The organism is Massilia sp. MP_M2, from assembly GCF_039123635.1.
Classification (GTDB): Bacteria; Pseudomonadota; Gammaproteobacteria; order Burkholderiales; family Burkholderiaceae_D; genus Telluria.
The window spans coordinates 179639-195832 of record NZ_JBCHJF010000010.1; the positions used below are offsets into that span (position 1 = coordinate 179639).

The window sequence follows — 16194 nt, forward strand, 5'->3', positions numbered from 1 at the left end:
GCATGCCGGTGGTGACAATGCAAGATCGAGGGGGCTTCGGCCCCCTTTTCTTTTGGAGAAGCGGTTATGGCAGTAAATAAATGGTTCCCGTACACGCACCAGATCTACAAGGTGCTGCGCGCTGCAGTCATGGACTGGATCGATCACCGTGCATCCAGCAAAGGCGCTGCGCTGGCGTTCTATACGCTGTTTTCGCTGGCACCGATCCTCGTGCTCGTGATTGCCGTCGCCGGCTTTTTCTACGGTGCAGAAGCGGCCCAAGGGCAGTTGCTCAATGAATTGCGTGGCCTCGTCGGTGCCCAGGGTGCTGACACGATCCAGGCGATTCTGGCAGGTGCACAAAACAAGGAAACCGGCATGTTTGCCACAATCGTGGCCACACTGCTGCTGATCGTCGGCGCGACGACCGTGTTTTCAGAACTCAAAGACAGTCTGGATGAAATCTGGAACCTGCCGCCGCCACCGAATGGCGGCATATGGAACCTGATCCGCACGCGCCTGCTGTCGTTTGGCGTGATCCTGGTACTGGGCTTCCTGCTGATGGTGTCGCTGGTGATCAGTGCCGCGACCACGGTGGCTGAGAAATTTATCAGCGGTATGTGGCAAGAAGCCGCGATCGTCATGGGCTGGATCGCCTCGGGACTGGGCTTCCTGGTCATCGCCACCCTGTTCGGCGTGATTTACAAGCTGCTGCCGCGCGTGAAATTGTCGTGGAAAGACGTGGCCATCGGCGCGCTTGGCACGGCGGCAATGTTCACGCTGGGTAAATTCGGCATCGGCCTGTACATCGGCAACAGCGGCACCACCGACAGCTTTGGCGCAGCCGGTTCGCTGATCGCGTTGCTGTTGTGGGTATATTACTCGGCGCAGATCTTTTTCCTGGGCGCGGAATTCGCGCGCCAGTATGCGTTGCAGATGGGTAGTTTGCGTAACAAGCCAAAGTCGGTCACGGGCGTAGACCCGAAACCTGCGGCGGAATAACGTTCTACAGCAGGGTCGGCGGCCTGGCTGCCGACCTTATTCTCCCAGCAGTTCCGACACGACTTCCATGCCTTCGACGCGCTCGGCCACGACCTTGAGCACCATCACCAGCGGCACCCCCAAGAGCAAGCCCCAGACGCCCCAGAGCCAGCCCCAGAACAGCAGGCTGACGAACACTGCCGCCGGATTCATGCGCGCGATCTTGCCCGTCATCCAGGTTGCGACGACCATGCCGACCAGTGTCGCGATGCCCAGCGAAGCGCCGGCGACCAGCGTCACCATGCCCACGGTTTCGAACTGCAGGAACGCAGCCATGCCAGTGGCGACCGTGATCACGAGCGGACCAAAGTACGGCATCAGGTGCGCCACGCCGGCAAATGCCGCCCAGGCGCCGGCGTTTTCGAGACCGATCGCGCGCAGCGTACCCCACATCAGCAGCGCCAGCAGAACATTGGTTACCAGTAGCATGAACATATAGCTCTGGATCGAGGTGTTAATGTCGTCCAGGATATGGACCGTGACTTTCTTGCGGGTCAGCGAGGGGCCGGTGAGCTTGACCAGCTTGCGCTTGAACGTGTCTCCCGCCAGAAGCAGGAAGAACACGAGAAAAATCACCATCGTTGCCTGCGACATGAAAGCGGCCAGGCTCATCGAGCCGGCCAGCACCCAATCCATCACGCGGATTGGCGAGCTCGAGGATGAATCGCCCGCATTCTGGCGTCGCTGCTGGGTGACGCGGCGGGCATCCGAACCCACATTGCTGGCTGCACGTTCGATCTCGGCGGCCGCCGCCTGCATCTGCTGCAGCGTCGATCTCTCGCCCGTGGTGTTGGACAGGATGCGCGTGACCTTCGACGTCAGCGTCGGCAGATCGTCGATGATATTGAAGAATTCTCCCTGCAGCCGGTAGACGGTGCCAGCCATGGCGCCGACGATCACGACCGTGACCAGCGTGGCACCGACGATGCGGCGGATATGCCAGCGCTCGAGCCAGCGTACGACAGGATTGAGGGTATAGGCGATCAGAATGCCGAGCAGGAGCGGCACGAAGAATTTTTGCGCCCATTGGAGCGCGAAGACAAAAGCGATGGTAGCGAGGACGCCGAGCGCGAGGCCGCGGGCATTGACGTGCAATGGTACGCGCAGCGCACCGATGTGCAGCGCGAGATCATCGCCGGTGGAACGCACCTCGGGATGGAGGGCGTCACCGTTGCTGCTTGGGGGCAAAGCCCCCGGGGCGGCAGTATGGGGCGGGGTTGCCGGCAGGGCCGGATCAGATTGCGCTAGCTGCATATATGTGCCTGAACAAGTGACCGGGCCGCCCCGGCGATACAACTATTACTTGACGCGGATGTCGTTCTTGACTGCGGTGACGCCTTTGACGCCACGTGCGATCTCGACAGCGCGCTGTGCATCGCGTGCATCAGCAACAAAGCCCGACAGCTGAACGTCGCCCTTGAACGTTTCGACGTTGACTTCACGTGCTTTCACGTTGGGGTCGTTGATCAGGGCAGCCTTGACCTTGGTGGTGATCACTGCGTCGTCGACGTATTCGCCGGTGCTGGCTTGCTTGTTGGTCGACGAGCAACCGACAGCGGTGATGGCGACGGTAGCGAAGATGGCAGCGGAAATGATGCTTTTAGCGATTTTCATGATGGCTCCTAATAATGATCATGTTAAAACTGACCCTTGCGGGCGGATTACGCGGCGCCGGTAAGCCGGCCCGCAGGTTTATTTGCCGTACGCCGTCCGGGCGGTGCTCACGCACCCGTCCCTGACGGCGCCGGCGAAGGCATCGCACTTCTGCAGTGCGACGCGATATTCGGCTTCGATCTTGGCGTCATTCGCATCCAGTCGCGCTTCGATCGACTTGCGGTCGGCCCGGGCATCGGCCTGGAGCGCAACCAGTATCGCCTTGGCCTGAGCCAGGCAGACTTCGCGTTCATTGCCCACCAACGCACCGCAGCGCGTCTTGTCACGCTCATGGAACGCGGTGGCAATGCGCATGCGTGCCTGGGTATAAGCCGCCAGCGTGTTCTTGTGGGCCGCCGTGGCTTCTTCCTCGACCCGGATCCGTGCTGCGCGCGCATCAGCAACACAGATCTCGTGCGGCACACCCGCCATGCTGTCGCACCGCGCCTTGGCGGCATCATAGCCGGCTTCGGCGCTGTCCATGGCATATTGATAAGCGGTCTTCGCATCCTGCCCTGATTGTTGCGCCAGGGCCGGAACAGTCCAGGCCATGGCAACACCTATCAGAAACATCACGTGCGAATTCTTCATTATTTTTGTTCACCATTTGTCAACACTGGCGCTATCTTTACATGCGCCACCCCGCTCTTCTGTACGCTGCCGAACATAAAAAGAAGAGTGTTGGCCCTTGTCACGCAAACAAGGCACATTGCCTGACATATTCAGCGCTGGCTGGGTGAAAACGGCGCTTGTAGCAAAACAAGGTGGGTGCGGCAACGCACAGACCCCTACCCCCAGGGTGACTATTCTGAACAAAACCTTTTTGTCAGGAGAACAAATATGAATGCAAACCGTAAACTTATCGCCGTCGTCCTTGCCACTGGCGCCCTGCTCACCGGTTGCGCCAGCAATAGTCAGCAGCCATTTGGCGGCGGCTACAACAATGCCAGCAGCAGCGCGTCGGCCGGCTATGGCGTGATCGATTCGATCCAGGTCGCGCAGGCTGAAAACCGTACCAGCGGCGCTGGTGCCATCCTTGGCGGTGTCGTCGGTGCACTGGCCGGCAACCAGATCGGCAGCGGCAGCGGCCGCACTGCAGCCACCGTCGCCGCCGGCGTGGCGGGTGCAGCACTGGGTAACAATGTTGAAAAGAACCGCAATGCACCGGGGCCTGAGCAGTATCAGATCAATGTCCGTATGGATAACGGCGAATACCGCGCCGTGATGCAGGACAGCGTCTACGATCTGCGCGTGGGCAACCGCGTGCGCATCGTCGACGGTCGCGTCTATCGTTACTGATCGACGGGCTGACCCGACATTGCCCGAGCGGATGCGGGGATGGGGCGTGCCCCCGTCAACGCATCCGGCCCGCTAGGAAGCACTGATTTATTCTGGGGGATGGAATTGGCTGCGGAAAAAGCCACCATGCAAGGCGCAAATCGCAGCAATAGCGGGCTATTGCGAGAATTTGCAACGCCGCAGGGTGGCTATTTTCCGCGCCAAGTCCGCCTCCATGAATTAATCAGTGCTTCCCTAGCACCACCATTTGTCGCACTGCATCTGGAGACCATTATGGCCCATGTCATTCGCTCCGCCAGCGCCTGCCTGCTTGCGCTTGCCACCTCGCTTACTTGCCTGAGCGCTGCTGCACAACAGACACCGGCTACCGGCGGCGACGCCAATGTCAGCCAGGTCGCTGCCCGTCAACAAGCCCAGGAAATTGCCAACGGCGACCCGGCACGCTGGTACCGCAACGATTCCGAGCAACAAACACTACGCAAGGAACTGCGCGCGGCACTGCAGGAAGCGCAAAACGCCTGCCGGCAACAGCCTGCCGCCGAACGCAAGGCCTGCGTGGCCGGGGCGCGCGCAACGTTCCAGCGCGATTCGGCATTGCTGACCAAGGCGCCATCGAACTGACGCCATCGCTGATAGCGGCCAGCGCGGGCGTCAGCGCTTTTTTTTGCGCGCTGGTAGTGGAAACACGTCCGCCACCAGTGTGCTCTCGCCAATTTGCCGACTCGGCGATGCCGAATCGTGCACCACCAGCAAACCTTCTTCGGCCCCATCGCGACTGGCGAACAGCGAGATGCCTTCCGGGTGATCGACGCCTTGCCCGAACGGCAGGTTCAGCACGTGCTCCAGCATCTCGGCGGAGACGACCGTCTCGCCATTCGGCTCCGCGCCGCCTACCCACCTGAACAGCGTGACGGGCCCATCCAGGTCCATTGTCGGTCCGGCCAGGATCAGTAAATCTCTTCCCTGCTTGCACAGGTCGCGAATGCCCAGCCCGCCCAGGTCGAGGAAGTGCTTTCGGTACAGATTGCCATCACCATCGATTGGCGCCAGGCGCAGCGAACCGGCCGTCTCGTCATCGACGGGTGCGACTTCGATGATGGTTGCCCAGCCCCGCAGCACCGGCCCACGCAAGCCAAGCAGCACGTGCTTGCCCGCCAGAGCAATGCCTTCGATATCGAACCCGTTGTCCTTGCCGGGAATGGCCAGGAACGGAGCGATGTGCTCATCGAGCTTGAGCTGCGCCGTGAGTTCGTTGCCATGCGCGTCGCCGCGCAGCAACGCCGCAGTGCGGCGCTTGCCCTTGTGCGCGACCTCCTTGAGCAAGGTGGGCACGCCATCCTGCTCGCCCATCGGAATGCGGCCCAGCAGATAGCGGTTACCGTCGGCGCTGACCGTTGCCAGACGCTTGTGCGTACGCTTGTTGCCATCTTCCGGGTCAGGCTTCTTGCGACGCAGGCTGTGGGAGCCCGTCACCCACATATACTTGCCATCGCAGGCCAGGCCTTCGACATCGGCTTCGTTGATGCGGCCTTTCTCGGCGTCGAAGGCCGGCAGCGGCAGGTCGAAGAAATCGTGCAGCGCGAACTGGTGGTGCTCGCGCGCAAAGCTGCTCTGGCCACGACTGTCTTCTGCCACCAGGGTCAGGCGCTCGATGCTCACCGACTCATCGTTTGCCAGCCACAACGTCTCCCCCATGCGCAGTGCTACCGACAAGCCATTGCGCAACTCCTTGTCGGGGCTGAGGTCATCGCGTTCAGGGTGGAATTCGAGCAGGACAATATTCGAAGGATGCATGGGTGTCTCATGGTGAATGATGTACATCTAGCATACCCGATCAATCGCGCGGCCAACACGGGCAAAAAAAGACGGCGTCCACCTTGCGATTGGACACCGTTCAAGCCCCACCAAAGCCATTCCAGCGCGCTGCACTGTATCGTCACTTGTTGCCCGTGGCCGATGTTCACCATCGACCAGGACGCTCAGCCTTCTTTAGCCGCTTTGCGCGCCCGCTTGCGATTGAAGTACCAGCCCAGAACGCCCACCGCCACTGCAGCACCGGCCACCGGTTTGCCCAGCCGACGCTGGCGCACGAAGTTCAGCGCATTCATCACATACGGCATCAGCATCGCCACATTGGCGCCGGTCGGCTTGAGCAATGCGTCAGCCTTGGTGCGCAGTGCCACCGTGGTGTGGTCAAAGGCCGTGCGCATCATCACCTCAGGCTTGATGCCATGCTGAATGCTGGCCTTGGCGTGGGCCACGCCGGCGCGGAAGAACTCGCCTTCACGCAGTAGTTCCTTCTTGCGCACCGCCGGCTCCAGGCTGTGTTGATGACCGGCCAACCCGGTCGTCTCGTCGTGTTTGTGCATGTTGGCCTCTTTGGATGCGCCGCTCACAGCAGCATCTCGCGATCGTTTTTCAATTCTTTCATCGTGGCCGGGAACCCCAGCTTGTTCTGCTTGATCAGTGCCATGCCCTTGGTGACCAGGATGGCGGTAATCAGCGTGAACACCGCGAACATGATCAACAGGATGGTCCAGCCCATCGATTCCCACGCCAGCGCCACGATGGTCATGGCGCCAAAAGCAATGGCAAACCAGACTGCCAGCACGGCGACTGCGAAGATGGCCACCAGCTCGATGACATGGTTACGGATCTCGGCCAGCTCGAGTGCGGCGAGTTCCACGCGCGAAACAGCCAGACCGAACAGACTCTTGAACAGACTGGAAATGCCGGCGAACACACCGGGGTTATGCACGATTGCTTCTTCTTTATCCACGTAGCCCCCAACCTTAATTTTTGCGGCTGAGTAGCACGCCGATGAGCACACCGACACCCGCCGCCACAGCCACGATGCGCCACGGATTGTCTTTGACGTAGACATCAGCGGTATGAACCAGTTCCTTGCCCTTGACGACGGCCTGGGTCGGGACCAGGCCGGCGCCGCCCAGTACGGTGTCCAGCAGGGCCATGCCACGCTCACGCAGCTCTTCGGCTTTCTCGCCGGTGAGCGATGCGGCAGCAGTGAGCATCGACTGCGCGTCGCGCACGAGCGCCTTCATGTCGGACTGGGTGGCATAGGTGCTGCCGCTGATCGGGTGCATGCTGCCGTTGCTGTTGCTGTTGCTATTGCGGGAAGTGTCCAGCATGTTCTACTCCTGTCACAAATCAATCATTGAAACTGACCCGCACGGGGCGGGTCACCGTCAGGCTCAGGCCATCAGGTCGCGCATGTCGTCGGCGTGCTCTTCTTCGACAGCCATAATTTGCACCAGCATATTGCGGGTGGTTGGGTCCTTGTCGCCGATCGCCACGATCATCTGGCGATACGACTCGATGGCCACGCGTTCGGCGATCAGGTCGGCGCGGACCATGTCCTGCGCATCGAGCGACTCGTCGTATTCGGCATGGCTGCGCGCAGCGAACGTCGCCGGGTTGAAGTTTGGCGAACCGTTCAGTTGCACGATGCGTTCGGCGATCTGGTCGGCGTGTTCCTGCTCTTGCTGCGCATGCTCGAGGAACTCGGCCTTGATCTGGCCGGTACCCGGGCCGCTGACCGTGTAGTAATGGCGCTTGTAACGCATCACGCACAGCAGTTCGGTCGCCAGTGCATCGTTGAGCATGGCGATGACCGCTTCGCGATCGGCCTGATAGCCCTCGGTGACGGCGCCGTCGTCGAGATTGGCGGCTGCTTTGCGAATGGCCGAAACATCAAAGCCGTGGCCAAGGTTACTGGTTTGTTCCATGGTGATTCCTTAATTCAAAGTCGGTTCAAAAATGTGATCAACGCGTTGCGGCGCGGGGCGGAATGGCCGCGCCTTCGTTCGACAGAACGATTTCTACGCGACGATTTTGCTGACGACTTGCCGCGCTGTCGTTGGATGCAACCGGGAAGGCTTCGCCGTAGGCGCGCATGGCAATCCGCTCGCGCGGCACGCCCTGGCCTGCCAGCGCAGTGGCGACGGCGCTGGCGCGGCGTTCCGACAGTTGCTGGTTGTGGCTCGCGCTGCCGGTGCTGTCGGTAAAGCCTTCGATCAGCACGGTACGGTTCGGGTTCTGTGCCATCACGTCGGCCAGTTTGCGCAGGGTCGAGACGCCGTTGGCATTCAGTACGGCCTGGTCGGTCGCAAACAGGACGTCGCCGATCGTGACAACGAAACCGCGTTCGGTTTTGACGGCCTGCAGGTCGACCAGCAGCGCTTCGAGCTTGGCAGCGCGTTCAGCCATCGCAGCGGTTTCGGCCTGGGCAGCCTGTGCTTGCGCCTGAGCTTGCTGCGCCTGGCCTTGCGCCTGCTGAGCAGCAGCCTGGGCGGCTTCAGCGTCGCGCTTGGCGCGATCGGCTTCGGCGGTGCGCGCGTCGAGGCGGACCATGTCGCGCTGGCGCGTCGCATCGGCGATATTCGCTTCCGCGGCCTTGCCCTTGGCGACTTCTTGCGCCGTGGCGATGCGCTGCTTGGCCAGGTAGGCCAGGCGGTCGATGTCGCTCAGGCTTTCGCGGCGGGCTGCGGCCTGGTTGGCCTGGTCGAGGGCCTCGCTGGCCTGCTTGAATTCGAGGGGCGCGTAGGTCGAGACTTGCGCGTTGTTGTTGGCGCTGACAAAGTCGGCGCGCGCCTGGTCGAGCGTTGGCGTGGTCATGGGCGCGCTGGCGCAGGCAGCAGCCAGCACGGCGGCGGCCAGGATCGATACGGCGGATTTGCGGTTTTTCATGTTGTTATTCCTTTTATTTTCCAGAGGCGCCGGATCGTCGGCGCGAACTCCCGTCGGCAGCAGACAGGAAGCAGTGCAATAGCCTGATAGGTGTTATTTGGTGTTGGCGCGATCGACTTCTTCACGCAGCACACGCAGATCATCGTTCAGCTGAGTCGATGCAGCAGTGGCCTTGCTCGATACCGCTTTGCTCTGCGCCAGCTTGGCGTCGGCCTGGGCCTGCACCGCCAGTTCACGTGCCAGCTTGTAGTCGCGCGCTGCCAGGGCCTGATTGGCCTTGCCCATCTTCTCGCGTGCCGCCGTGATTTCAGCCGGCGCCAGGTCGGCTGCACCTGCCGACACCGCGTTCTCGATCGCGTTGCGCGAGACTGCCACGTCGGCCGTCGCAGGCGCCTTGTCTGGACTTGCGCAGGCAGTCAGTGCCAGCAGAGCGGCAACGCAGCCAAGGCGGGCAAACCCGGTCATCGATTGATGTTTGTTCATCACATTTTCTCCTGGGAAGTGGTGTAGTTAACGTTATAAACCTGTTATCGGATTCGCTCAGTTCGGTGACGCACATTGCCTGCAGCGCAGCGCACCCGCGGTGCACGCCATGCGATCACCGGCACTGTGTGCGCCATCGCACGTAGACACCGCCCCCGGTAGGCTACCCTCGCCGCACACATCATATTTACTCACGACAAAGGACTATCATGGTCGAGCCAACGCCGCTCGCGGCGCAGCGCCCACCAGGGCCGCGCCGCAGCAAGACAACACAAGTTGCCTTGTCCGTCCTCGCAGTGCTGATCGCGCTGCCCATCATCGCCGTCATCGTCATCCTCACCTTCGACTGGAACCGCGCGCGGCCGTGGATCAACAACAAGGTCAGCGACGCCATCGACCGCCCGTTTGCCATCCACGGCGACCTGACCGTCTCGTGGGAGCGGCCTGCGACAAGTCTGGCCGCTGCCCAGCGTACATGGCGCGATCACATACCCTGGCCCTACCTCGTCGCGCGCGACACCACCATCGGCAATCCGGCCGGCATGGCGACCGCGAACATGGTCAGCGTGGGCCAGTTTTCGTTCTCGCTCGATCCGCTTGCGCTGCTGGACAAGACGATCGCGATCCCGCTGCTGCGCTTCGACGCGCCGCGCGTCGCGCTGCTGCGCACCGGCGCGACCACCAACAACTGGACCTTCCGGCGCAACGAGCAACCGTCGCGCTGGAATCTCGACCTCGAACGTGTGGTACTGACCGATGGCGTCATCCACGTCAAGGATGCGGTCACGAACGCCGATGTCACGGCCCGGGTGCGCACGCTCGAGCGCGACCCGGTGTATGGCGTGGCCTTCACGCTGGATGGCACCTATCACGGCGCCAGGGTTGGCGGCGGTGGCAAGCTCGGCTCGGTGTTTTCGCTGAAAAACGAGACTGCGCCCTACCCGATCCAGGGTGAATTCAAGTCGGGCAAGACACGTATTGCCCTCACCGGCACCATTACCAATCCGGCCCGGCTGGCTGCGCTGGACGTACGACTCGAACTGGCTGGGGCCAGCATGGCGCGCCTTTACAATTTCACCGGCGTCCTGTTGCCGGAAACGCCGGCATTTTCCACGTCGGGCCGCCTGACCGGCCGACTCGGCAAGGATGTCAGCCGCTGGGTCTACGACGGCTTTGCCGGCAAGGTTGGCGCAAGCGATATCGGCGGGCGCCTCGAGTACGCAACCGGTGGCGCGCGCCCTGTGTTGTCGGGCAACGTGCGCTCGCGTCAGCTCGTGTTTGCCGATCTGGCGCCCCTGGTCGGCGCCGATTCCAACGCCAGCAAAACGGCGCGCGGCGTCGAGGTCAAGCAGCCGAGCGGCAAGGTATTGCCGGTAGAAGAATTCCATACCGAACGCTGGACAGCGCTCGATGCCGACGTGCGCTTTGCCGCCGACAATATTGTGCGCGACCAGGCGCTGACGATCAGTAAGCTCAGCAGTCACATCAAGATGGACAACGGCGTGCTCCGGCTCGATCCCCTCGAATTCGGCATGGCCGGCGGCACCGTGCGTTCGACCATCCGCCTCGACGGCAGCGGGCGCAGTGGCAAGAACGCCATCAAGGCCGTGGCTGATGTGCGGGCGCGCAAGATCGGCATCAAGCAATTGTTCCCCAAGATCGAGCAGATGCAGGCAACCGCAGGCCAGATCAATGCCGACGCCAAGCTGTCCGCGACCGGCAACTCGGTCGCGTCGCTGCTGGCCACATCGAATGGCGAACTCAAGGCACTTGTCAGCGAAGGCACGGTGAGCAAGATGCTGCTGGAAATGGCAGGCCTGAACGTGGCAAATATCGTCGTGACCAAGCTGTTCGGCGACAAGCAGGTCGAACTCAACTGCGTGGCGGCCGACTTCGCCGTCCAGGACGGCATCGCGCGCACGCGCAGCTTCATCGTCGACACCGAAGAGGCCATCATCACCGTCGACGGCGCCATCAACCTGGCGGGCGAACAGATGGACCTGCGCATCCGGCCCGAAACGAAAGCGCTGCGCATCTTCTCGCTGCGTGCGCCGCTGTATGTGCGCGGCCCGTTCAGCAAGCCCGACGTGGCCATCGACAAGGGCGTGCTGGCAATAAAAGCAGGCGGCGCAGCGGCACTGGCGGTCGTGGCCGCGCCCCTGGCCGCCCTGCTCCCGCTGATCAATACGGGGCCGGGCGAAGACAGCGATTGCGCGCGCCTGCTGGCCCGGGCACGGCAAGCACCGAGCGCACCGCCGCCAGGCCGGCGCCAGAGCCGCTGAAATAGCTTGACGGATACAACCTGTAACAATCTGGCACGGGCTCTGTGTGTTGCCGAACAGATCAATTTGGCAATCCTGACTATGATCACGCCCAGGTCATCGAGAAAAGAAATACCCGCATGAACGGATCGAGCATCAAGCGTTTTGGCAGCATCCCCGTTTTACTGGCCGCACTGGCCGGTGGAGCACTGACGGGATGTGCGTCCGGACTACCCGGTTTCGGCAAGGTCGACACGGTTCAGGACGATGTCATCACGGCTGAGGTGCACAGCGCCATCCGGCGCGATCCGGAACTGAAGGTATCCGATCTGGATGTCAATACGTACCAAGGCATTGTCCGGTTGCGGGGATTCGTCTCCTCGGCCGACAGCGTCGCCGCAGCGGCATCGGCCGCGCGAACCGTCAACGGCGTGAAATCGGTCAGAAATGACCTGCGCCTGAAATAACCCCATTAAAGGAGAACTTCATGAAACTCATCAAAAACCTGGTAGTGACGGCAACCCTGGCGACTGCCGCTTTCGGTATGGTCGGCTGCTCGAACATGTCGAAGCAAGACCGTAACACTGCAGTCGGCGCTGGCGCCGGTGCCGTGATCGGTGGCGTTCTGACCGGTGGCAGCGCAATCGGCACCGTCGGCGGCGCAGCTGTCGGCGGCGTGGTCGGCAATCAAGTCAAGACCACCAACTGATCCCGCTTCACCGGCCAATGGGCCGGTGACGTGACAGCCAATACAAAACGCCCGGCTTGCCGGGCGTTTTGTATTGGGGGTGCGCCGCTTGTGCAACAACAAGTCAGACGGTATCGGTGGCGGGCGCAGCCCCGGCCTCGCGCACGATCTGATAGCAGGAACATGCCGCCGCCGCGAGGCCGGCCGGATCGAGGATCTCGATATTGCCACGGCTGTAGTTGATGAGGCCCTGCTGCTGCAGCGCACTGGCTCCCTTGGTCACGCCGACCCGGCGCACGCCCAGTGCGTGCGCGAGAAATTCGTGGGTCAGATGGAATTTGTCCGATTGCAAGCGGTCGCGCGTCATCAGCAGCGAACGCGCCAGGCGCGCCTCGAGCACATGGAAGCGGCTGCACACCGCGATCTGGATCGCCTGCGCGAGCAAGGAATCGGTGTACCGGTACAGCACGCGCTGCAGCGCCGGATTGCGCGAGACTTCGAGGCGAAAGCGCCCGCCGTCCATCCGGCTGGCGCTACCGGCGCGCTGGACGACGGCGCGCACTTGCGTGGTGTCGTGGCCCAGCGCCGTGGTGGCGCCGAGCATGCCTTCTCGCCCCACCTGGCCGACCTCGAGCGTCATGCGGCCTTCCGCCACGCCCAGCAGCGACACCAGACAATCGTGCGGGAAATAAATATGAAGAATGGGGTCACCCGCTTCGCACAGGACCTGGCCAGCTTCTACCCTGACCTCGTCGAGCTGCGGCAGCAGCTGAGCAAGATCTTTCGGGGGAAGCGCTGCGAGCAACAAGTTACTGTTGGGCTCGAATACAGGCGGGTGGACGGCAGAATTCATCATTTCCTCACAGGTTGGTGCGTGGGTCAGCCGGGACCGCTGCGACCAGTTACATTTACAAACAATGTCATGCAGCCTAATGGCACAGGGTGCGCAGGTATGTACGGTGACGCACGGAAGCATTAGTTGTTCCTGAGGACAATCATCGTACATCCGGCTTAGTGCCTATACGAAAGGAACAAAAGATGACAACCCCGCCAAACATGCCTGTCAAGAATCGTACGCATCCGCTGCTGCTGCTGGCAGCCGCCGCTGTCGTGCTGTTCTCGCTGGTCGGTACCGCCGCCATCATGGGCTGGCTGCCGTCCTCGGTCGGCGGCACCGCCAACCGTCAATTGACCGAGGCCGATCGCCTGGCGCTCGCCTCCACCCTGCCGCAAGGCGCGCCGCCGGCCGGCTACGCCTATCCTGCCGATGCCCAGGCGCCAGCCCTGGCCTATGCGCCGGCCCCCGCCTCTGCTCCTATCCCGGCACCAGTGCAGCAAGCCGCGCCTGTGACGCAGATCAAGGAAAACCAGCCGACCCAGATCGCAGCAAAAAGCAACTGGTGTGAAAACTGCGGCAACGTGGAATCGGTCCGCACGATCAAGCAGCGTGCCGAAGGCAGCGGCCTGGGCGCAGCCGGCGGCGCCGTGCTGGGTGGCTTGCTGGGCAACCAGATCGGCGGCGGTAATGGCAAGACACTGGCCACTGCAGCCGGCGCCATCGGCGGCGCGGTCGTCGGCAACCAGGTCGAAGGCAATGTGAAGGCAACGACCAGCTATGAAATCCGGGTTCGCCTCGATGACGGCACGCTGCGTACGTTCCGCCAGAGCAGCCAGCCACAATGGGGTAACGGCGACCGCGTGCGCATCGTCAAGGGCCGTCTGCGCTCGGTGGCATAACAGCTGAACAGGAGTTTGCAGTAACAGCACATGGCCGGGATCGCGCAAGCATCCCGGCCATTTTTTCCTCAATGCAATGTGTGCTATCGCACGGAATTATTGATGAGCTAAGACGACAATCGACCCATGCTGAATCGATTGGCGAACAGCATCCATCAGGGAGGCGCGCATGAACACTTTGACCTGGATTGGCATGATTATTTGGGGAATGGTACTGACGCTGTTTGGCCTGCTGTCGGCGGGCCCGGCGCCTGCCATGCAAGGGCTGGTACAGGCGCATGACGTGCTCTTTATGGTCGCCGGTGGCCTGTTGACCTGCGTGATCGGCTTTGCCGGCCTATTCGGAATGATGGGCTGGATTCCCGGCATACAAAAGCAAAAAAGTTGCGTTTAATGTACGCCATCGAACGGTAGTCGCTCGCAAGAAACAACATACTGGATTCACAGCGCACATCGGCGCACCCCTTCTAGGAGATTCATCATGCTGTACACAATTGCTGTCGTCCTCGTTATTCTCTGGCTGCTTGGCTTGGTGACGTCGTACACCATCGGCGGTTTCATCCACATCCTGCTCGTCGTCGCCGTCATCATGATCCTGGTTCGCCTGATCAGCGGTCGCGGTATATAGCATCTTTATGACAGGTCCCCGCTTGTCGTAAAATCCAATCCGTTTCGCGGTCGCGCCTATTCTGGCGGGACGGCGAAACGGATTTCTTACTTTTAAGGAGTTCCACCATGAACAAAAACTTCATCAAAACCACCGCAGCAGTCGCCATTGTCGTCATGACGGCCACCGGTTGCGCAGATATGTCCGGCACCCAGCGCGGCACCGCAACCGGCGCCGGCATTGGCGCAGGCCTGGGCGGCCTGATCGGCGGCACGACCAGCGGCGGTGGCGGCGGCCGTGTGGCAGGCGGCGCAGCAATTGGCGCAGCAGCCGGCGCCGTGATCGGCAATATCTGGTCCAAGCGCATGGAACAGCAAAAACAAGCCATGGAACAAGCGACCCAGGGCACCGGCGTGCAAGTTACCCAGACCTCTGATAACCGCCTGAAGCTGGAAATCCCGAGCGACATCTCGTTCGATACCGGCCGCTCGGATATCAAGGGCAACTTCCAGCCAGTGCTGCAACGCTTCGCATCGACGCTGCAAGAAAACCCGAACACCAACGTCGTGATCATCGGCCACACCGACAGCACCGGCAGCGACAGCATCAACCAGCCATTGTCGGTCGACCGCGCATCACGTACCCGTGATTACCTGGCAGGCCGCGGCGTGAACCCGAACCGCATCACCATCGAAGGCCGCGGTTCGCGCGAACCGATCGCTTCGAACAACGACAACGCAGGCAAGGCGCGCAACCGCCGCGTCGAGATCTATGTCGCAGAACCAGCACGCGGCTAATCGCCACGTTTGCTCGTAATACAAAAGGCCGGCATTTGCCGGCCTTTGTTTTAGCACAGTCCCCGACTGCTTATGCGGCCTGTGTGAACGCCATATACAGCGCGCGCGCCTGACGCGCCACCGGGCCCGCTTCCAGCGCATGGTCTTCGTAGAGTGTGCACGGCGTGACCTTGCCATAGTTACCGGTGCTGAAAATCTCTCGCGCCGTGCGCAGTTCGGCTTCTTCGACGGTGCGCTCTTCCACGTCGATCCCGACACCAGCCAGCAGCGCCATCACGCGCGCACGCGTGATGCCGGCCAGGAAGGTGCCGTTCAATCTTGGCGTGACCACCTTGCCGTCGGCCGTGACCAGAAACAGATTCGAGGCGGCAAATTCAGCGACGTACCCGTCGCCGTCGAGCACGATCGCTTGCTGGAAGCCGCGCGCCGCCACTTCGCGCATGGCGCGGGTCGAGTTGGCGTACAACGCCGACGCCTTGGCATCCGTGGGTGCCATGCTCGGCTGGGGACGGCGCATCGTCGACAGGCCGGCTGAAAAACCGACGAATGGCGGCAGCGGGGCATCGAACAGCGTCAGTGCGAACTGGCTTTTCTCGGCAACCGGAATCAGGAACCCTTCCGTACCGAACACGAGCGGGCGCACATACAGCTCGGCATCCGGCGCAAATCTGGCAACGCCTTCGTGCACCAGCGCTTCCATCTCGGCCACGCTCAAGGGGCAGGCCAGCCCCAGTTTCTCGGCCGAGCTGATGACGCGCTCGAGGTGCGGACGCAGGTCGGGCAATTTGCCGGCCAGCGAACGCGCGCCGTCGAAAACCGACGAACCCAGCCACAGGCTGTGATCCATCGCGCCGTACAGGGGCACATTGCCCTCGGCCCATTGGCCATTAAAATACGTGAGGTACATGGTTTCCTTCGTCAGTGCGACATTGCAAATCCAGG

The 16194-nt window shown here is 61.9% G+C and carries 22 protein-coding genes; 10 read left to right on the top strand and 12 right to left on the bottom strand.

Translation table 11 applies throughout. The annotated features are described in order from the left end of the window. Positions 1 to 66 precede the first annotated feature (66 nt). The gene (locus RCH14_RS19920; RefSeq protein ID WP_343027827.1) at positions 67 to 981 is read left to right on the top strand and encodes a YihY/virulence factor BrkB family protein; all 915 of its coding nucleotides are present in this window, start codon (positions 67 to 69) and stop codon (positions 979 to 981) included. A gap of 36 nt (positions 982 to 1017) precedes the next feature. On the opposite strand, the gene RCH14_RS19925 is transcribed toward RCH14_RS19920, so the two are convergent. The 3 genes from RCH14_RS19925 to RCH14_RS19935 form a co-directional block, all read right to left on the bottom strand. Then, a complete protein-coding gene (locus RCH14_RS19925) occupies positions 1018 to 2274 on the bottom strand; it encodes an AI-2E family transporter (RefSeq protein WP_343027828.1) in 1257 nt (418 codons plus the stop codon). A 45-nt stretch (positions 2275 to 2319) separates the two neighbouring features. After that, on the bottom strand, positions 2320 to 2634 hold the full coding sequence (locus tag RCH14_RS19930) for a BON domain-containing protein (RefSeq protein ID WP_183550710.1): 315 nt from the start codon (positions 2632 to 2634) through the stop codon (positions 2320 to 2322). Between the two features lie 78 nt (positions 2635 to 2712). Further along, positions 2713 to 3264: a hypothetical protein gene (locus tag RCH14_RS19935; RefSeq protein WP_343027829.1), complete on the bottom strand. Its 552-nt coding sequence runs from the start codon at positions 3262 to 3264 to the stop codon at positions 2713 to 2715. A 249-nt stretch (positions 3265 to 3513) separates the two neighbouring features. On the opposite strand from RCH14_RS19935, the gene RCH14_RS19940 reads away from it, so the two are divergent. Continuing rightward, positions 3514 to 3972, top strand: coding sequence for a glycine zipper 2TM domain-containing protein (locus tag RCH14_RS19940; protein ID WP_343027830.1), 459 nt, complete (start codon positions 3514 to 3516; stop codon positions 3970 to 3972). 39 nt (positions 3973 to 4011) lie between these two features. Continuing rightward, positions 4012 to 4593: a hypothetical protein gene (locus RCH14_RS19945; protein WP_343027831.1), complete on the top strand. Its 582-nt coding sequence runs from the start codon at positions 4012 to 4014 to the stop codon at positions 4591 to 4593. A gap of 30 nt (positions 4594 to 4623) precedes the next feature. Here RCH14_RS19945 and RCH14_RS19950 read toward each other — a convergent pair whose 3' ends face one another. From RCH14_RS19950 to RCH14_RS19980, 7 genes are all read right to left on the bottom strand, one after another. Further along, on the bottom strand, positions 4624 to 5766 hold the full coding sequence (locus RCH14_RS19950) for a DUF3616 domain-containing protein (protein WP_343027832.1): 1143 nt from the start codon (positions 5764 to 5766) through the stop codon (positions 4624 to 4626). A gap of 185 nt (positions 5767 to 5951) precedes the next feature. Then, entirely contained in the window at positions 5952 to 6341 is a 390-nt protein-coding gene (locus tag RCH14_RS19955) for a hypothetical protein (RefSeq protein ID WP_343027833.1), read from the bottom strand. Positions 6342 to 6364: 23 nt separating this feature from the next. After that, on the bottom strand, positions 6365 to 6730 hold the full coding sequence (locus RCH14_RS19960) for a phage holin family protein (RefSeq protein ID WP_343027834.1): 366 nt from the start codon (positions 6728 to 6730) through the stop codon (positions 6365 to 6367). 34 nt (positions 6731 to 6764) lie between these two features. After that, the gene (locus RCH14_RS19965) at positions 6765 to 7121 is read right to left on the bottom strand and encodes a DUF883 family protein (RefSeq protein ID WP_343027835.1); all 357 of its coding nucleotides are present in this window, start codon (positions 7119 to 7121) and stop codon (positions 6765 to 6767) included. Positions 7122 to 7184: 63 nt separating this feature from the next. Further along, positions 7185 to 7718: a ferritin-like domain-containing protein gene (locus RCH14_RS19970; protein ID WP_343027836.1), complete on the bottom strand. Its 534-nt coding sequence runs from the start codon at positions 7716 to 7718 to the stop codon at positions 7185 to 7187. Positions 7719 to 7755: 37 nt separating this feature from the next. Continuing rightward, entirely contained in the window at positions 7756 to 8679 is a 924-nt protein-coding gene (locus tag RCH14_RS19975) for an OmpA family protein (RefSeq protein WP_343027837.1), read from the bottom strand. A 93-nt stretch (positions 8680 to 8772) separates the two neighbouring features. Continuing rightward, positions 8773 to 9162, bottom strand: a complete 390-nt coding sequence (locus RCH14_RS19980) for a DUF4398 domain-containing protein (RefSeq protein WP_258837448.1) — start codon at positions 9160 to 9162, stop codon at positions 8773 to 8775. Positions 9163 to 9371: 209 nt separating this feature from the next. Here RCH14_RS19980 and RCH14_RS19985 point away from each other — a divergent pair, with 209 nt between their 5' ends. The 3 genes from RCH14_RS19985 (at position 9372) to RCH14_RS19995 (ending at position 12132) form a co-directional block, all read left to right on the top strand. Beyond that, complete coding sequence (locus tag RCH14_RS19985) at positions 9372 to 11444, top strand: AsmA family protein (RefSeq protein WP_343027838.1); 2073 nt, start codon at positions 9372 to 9374, stop codon at positions 11442 to 11444. Positions 11445 to 11563: 119 nt separating this feature from the next. Next, positions 11564 to 11890 carry a BON domain-containing protein gene (locus RCH14_RS19990; protein WP_343027839.1) on the top strand — a complete coding sequence of 109 codons (327 nt, stop codon included), beginning with the start codon at positions 11564 to 11566 and terminating at the stop codon, positions 11888 to 11890. Between the two features lie 20 nt (positions 11891 to 11910). After that, positions 11911 to 12132: a glycine zipper 2TM domain-containing protein gene (locus tag RCH14_RS19995; protein WP_343027840.1), complete on the top strand. Its 222-nt coding sequence runs from the start codon at positions 11911 to 11913 to the stop codon at positions 12130 to 12132. 103 nt (positions 12133 to 12235) lie between these two features. Here the strand turns inward: RCH14_RS19995 and RCH14_RS20000 are convergent, their stop codons facing one another. Then, positions 12236 to 12964: a Crp/Fnr family transcriptional regulator gene (locus RCH14_RS20000; protein ID WP_343027879.1), complete on the bottom strand. Its 729-nt coding sequence runs from the start codon at positions 12962 to 12964 to the stop codon at positions 12236 to 12238. Positions 12965 to 13149: 185 nt separating this feature from the next. Here RCH14_RS20000 and RCH14_RS20005 point away from each other — a divergent pair, with 185 nt between their 5' ends. The 4 genes from RCH14_RS20005 to RCH14_RS20020 all read left to right on the top strand — a co-directional run bounded on the left by RCH14_RS20005 (position 13150) and on the right by RCH14_RS20020 (position 15252). Beyond that, positions 13150 to 13848 carry a glycine zipper 2TM domain-containing protein gene (locus RCH14_RS20005; protein WP_343027841.1) on the top strand — a complete coding sequence of 233 codons (699 nt, stop codon included), beginning with the start codon at positions 13150 to 13152 and terminating at the stop codon, positions 13846 to 13848. Between the two features lie 169 nt (positions 13849 to 14017). After that, complete coding sequence (locus RCH14_RS20010) at positions 14018 to 14242, top strand: hypothetical protein (protein WP_343027842.1); 225 nt, start codon at positions 14018 to 14020, stop codon at positions 14240 to 14242. Between the two features lie 87 nt (positions 14243 to 14329). Then, on the top strand, positions 14330 to 14476 hold the full coding sequence (locus RCH14_RS20015) for a lmo0937 family membrane protein (RefSeq protein WP_005671362.1): 147 nt from the start codon (positions 14330 to 14332) through the stop codon (positions 14474 to 14476). A 107-nt stretch (positions 14477 to 14583) separates the two neighbouring features. Continuing rightward, complete coding sequence (locus RCH14_RS20020) at positions 14584 to 15252, top strand: OmpA family protein (RefSeq protein ID WP_343027843.1); 669 nt, start codon at positions 14584 to 14586, stop codon at positions 15250 to 15252. Between the two features lie 70 nt (positions 15253 to 15322). On the opposite strand, the gene RCH14_RS20025 is transcribed toward RCH14_RS20020, so the two are convergent. Beyond that, complete coding sequence (locus tag RCH14_RS20025; protein WP_343027844.1) at positions 15323 to 16159, bottom strand: branched-chain amino acid aminotransferase; 837 nt, start codon at positions 16157 to 16159, stop codon at positions 15323 to 15325. Positions 16160 to 16194 lie beyond the last annotated feature (35 nt).

Bases quoted from the DNA above. Each gene is read 5' to 3' on its own strand.
- RCH14_RS19965 (WP_343027835.1), bottom strand. From the start codon at position 7,121: ATGCTGGACACTTCCCGCAATAGCAACAGCAACAGCAACGGCAGCATG.
- RCH14_RS19920 (WP_343027827.1), top strand. From the start codon at position 67: ATGGCAGTAAATAAATGGTTCCCGTACACGCACCAGATCTACAAGGTG.
- RCH14_RS19930 (WP_183550710.1), bottom strand. From the start codon at position 2,634: ATGAAAATCGCTAAAAGCATCATTTCCGCTGCCATCTTCGCTACCGTC.
- RCH14_RS19980 (WP_258837448.1), bottom strand. From the start codon at position 9,162: ATGAACAAACATCAATCGATGACCGGGTTTGCCCGCCTTGGCTGCGTT.
- RCH14_RS20025 (WP_343027844.1), bottom strand. From the start codon at position 16,159: ATGTACCTCACGTATTTTAATGGCCAATGGGCCGAGGGCAATGTGCCC.
- RCH14_RS19970 (WP_343027836.1), bottom strand. From the start codon at position 7,718: ATGGAACAAACCAGTAACCTTGGCCACGGCTTTGATGTTTCGGCCATT.
- RCH14_RS20010 (WP_343027842.1), top strand. From the start codon at position 14,018: ATGAACACTTTGACCTGGATTGGCATGATTATTTGGGGAATGGTACTG.
- RCH14_RS20020 (WP_343027843.1), top strand. From the start codon at position 14,584: ATGAACAAAAACTTCATCAAAACCACCGCAGCAGTCGCCATTGTCGTC.
- RCH14_RS19935 (WP_343027829.1), bottom strand. From the start codon at position 3,264: ATGAAGAATTCGCACGTGATGTTTCTGATAGGTGTTGCCATGGCCTGG.
- RCH14_RS19985 (WP_343027838.1), top strand. From the start codon at position 9,372: ATGGTCGAGCCAACGCCGCTCGCGGCGCAGCGCCCACCAGGGCCGCGC.
- RCH14_RS20015 (WP_005671362.1), top strand. From the start codon at position 14,330: ATGCTGTACACAATTGCTGTCGTCCTCGTTATTCTCTGGCTGCTTGGC.
- RCH14_RS19925 (WP_343027828.1), bottom strand. From the start codon at position 2,274: ATGCAGCTAGCGCAATCTGATCCGGCCCTGCCGGCAACCCCGCCCCAT.
- RCH14_RS19945 (WP_343027831.1), top strand. From the start codon at position 4,012: ATGGGGCGTGCCCCCGTCAACGCATCCGGCCCGCTAGGAAGCACTGAT.
- RCH14_RS19990 (WP_343027839.1), top strand. From the start codon at position 11,564: ATGAACGGATCGAGCATCAAGCGTTTTGGCAGCATCCCCGTTTTACTG.
- RCH14_RS19940 (WP_343027830.1), top strand. From the start codon at position 3,514: ATGAATGCAAACCGTAAACTTATCGCCGTCGTCCTTGCCACTGGCGCC.
- RCH14_RS19995 (WP_343027840.1), top strand. From the start codon at position 11,911: ATGAAACTCATCAAAAACCTGGTAGTGACGGCAACCCTGGCGACTGCC.
- RCH14_RS20000 (WP_343027879.1), bottom strand. From the start codon at position 12,964: ATGAATTCTGCCGTCCACCCGCCTGTATTCGAGCCCAACAGTAACTTG.
- RCH14_RS19955 (WP_343027833.1), bottom strand. From the start codon at position 6,341: ATGCACAAACACGACGAGACGACCGGGTTGGCCGGTCATCAACACAGC.
- RCH14_RS20005 (WP_343027841.1), top strand. From the start codon at position 13,150: ATGACAACCCCGCCAAACATGCCTGTCAAGAATCGTACGCATCCGCTG.
- RCH14_RS19950 (WP_343027832.1), bottom strand. From the start codon at position 5,766: ATGCATCCTTCGAATATTGTCCTGCTCGAATTCCACCCTGAACGCGAT.
- RCH14_RS19975 (WP_343027837.1), bottom strand. From the start codon at position 8,679: ATGAAAAACCGCAAATCCGCCGTATCGATCCTGGCCGCCGCCGTGCTG.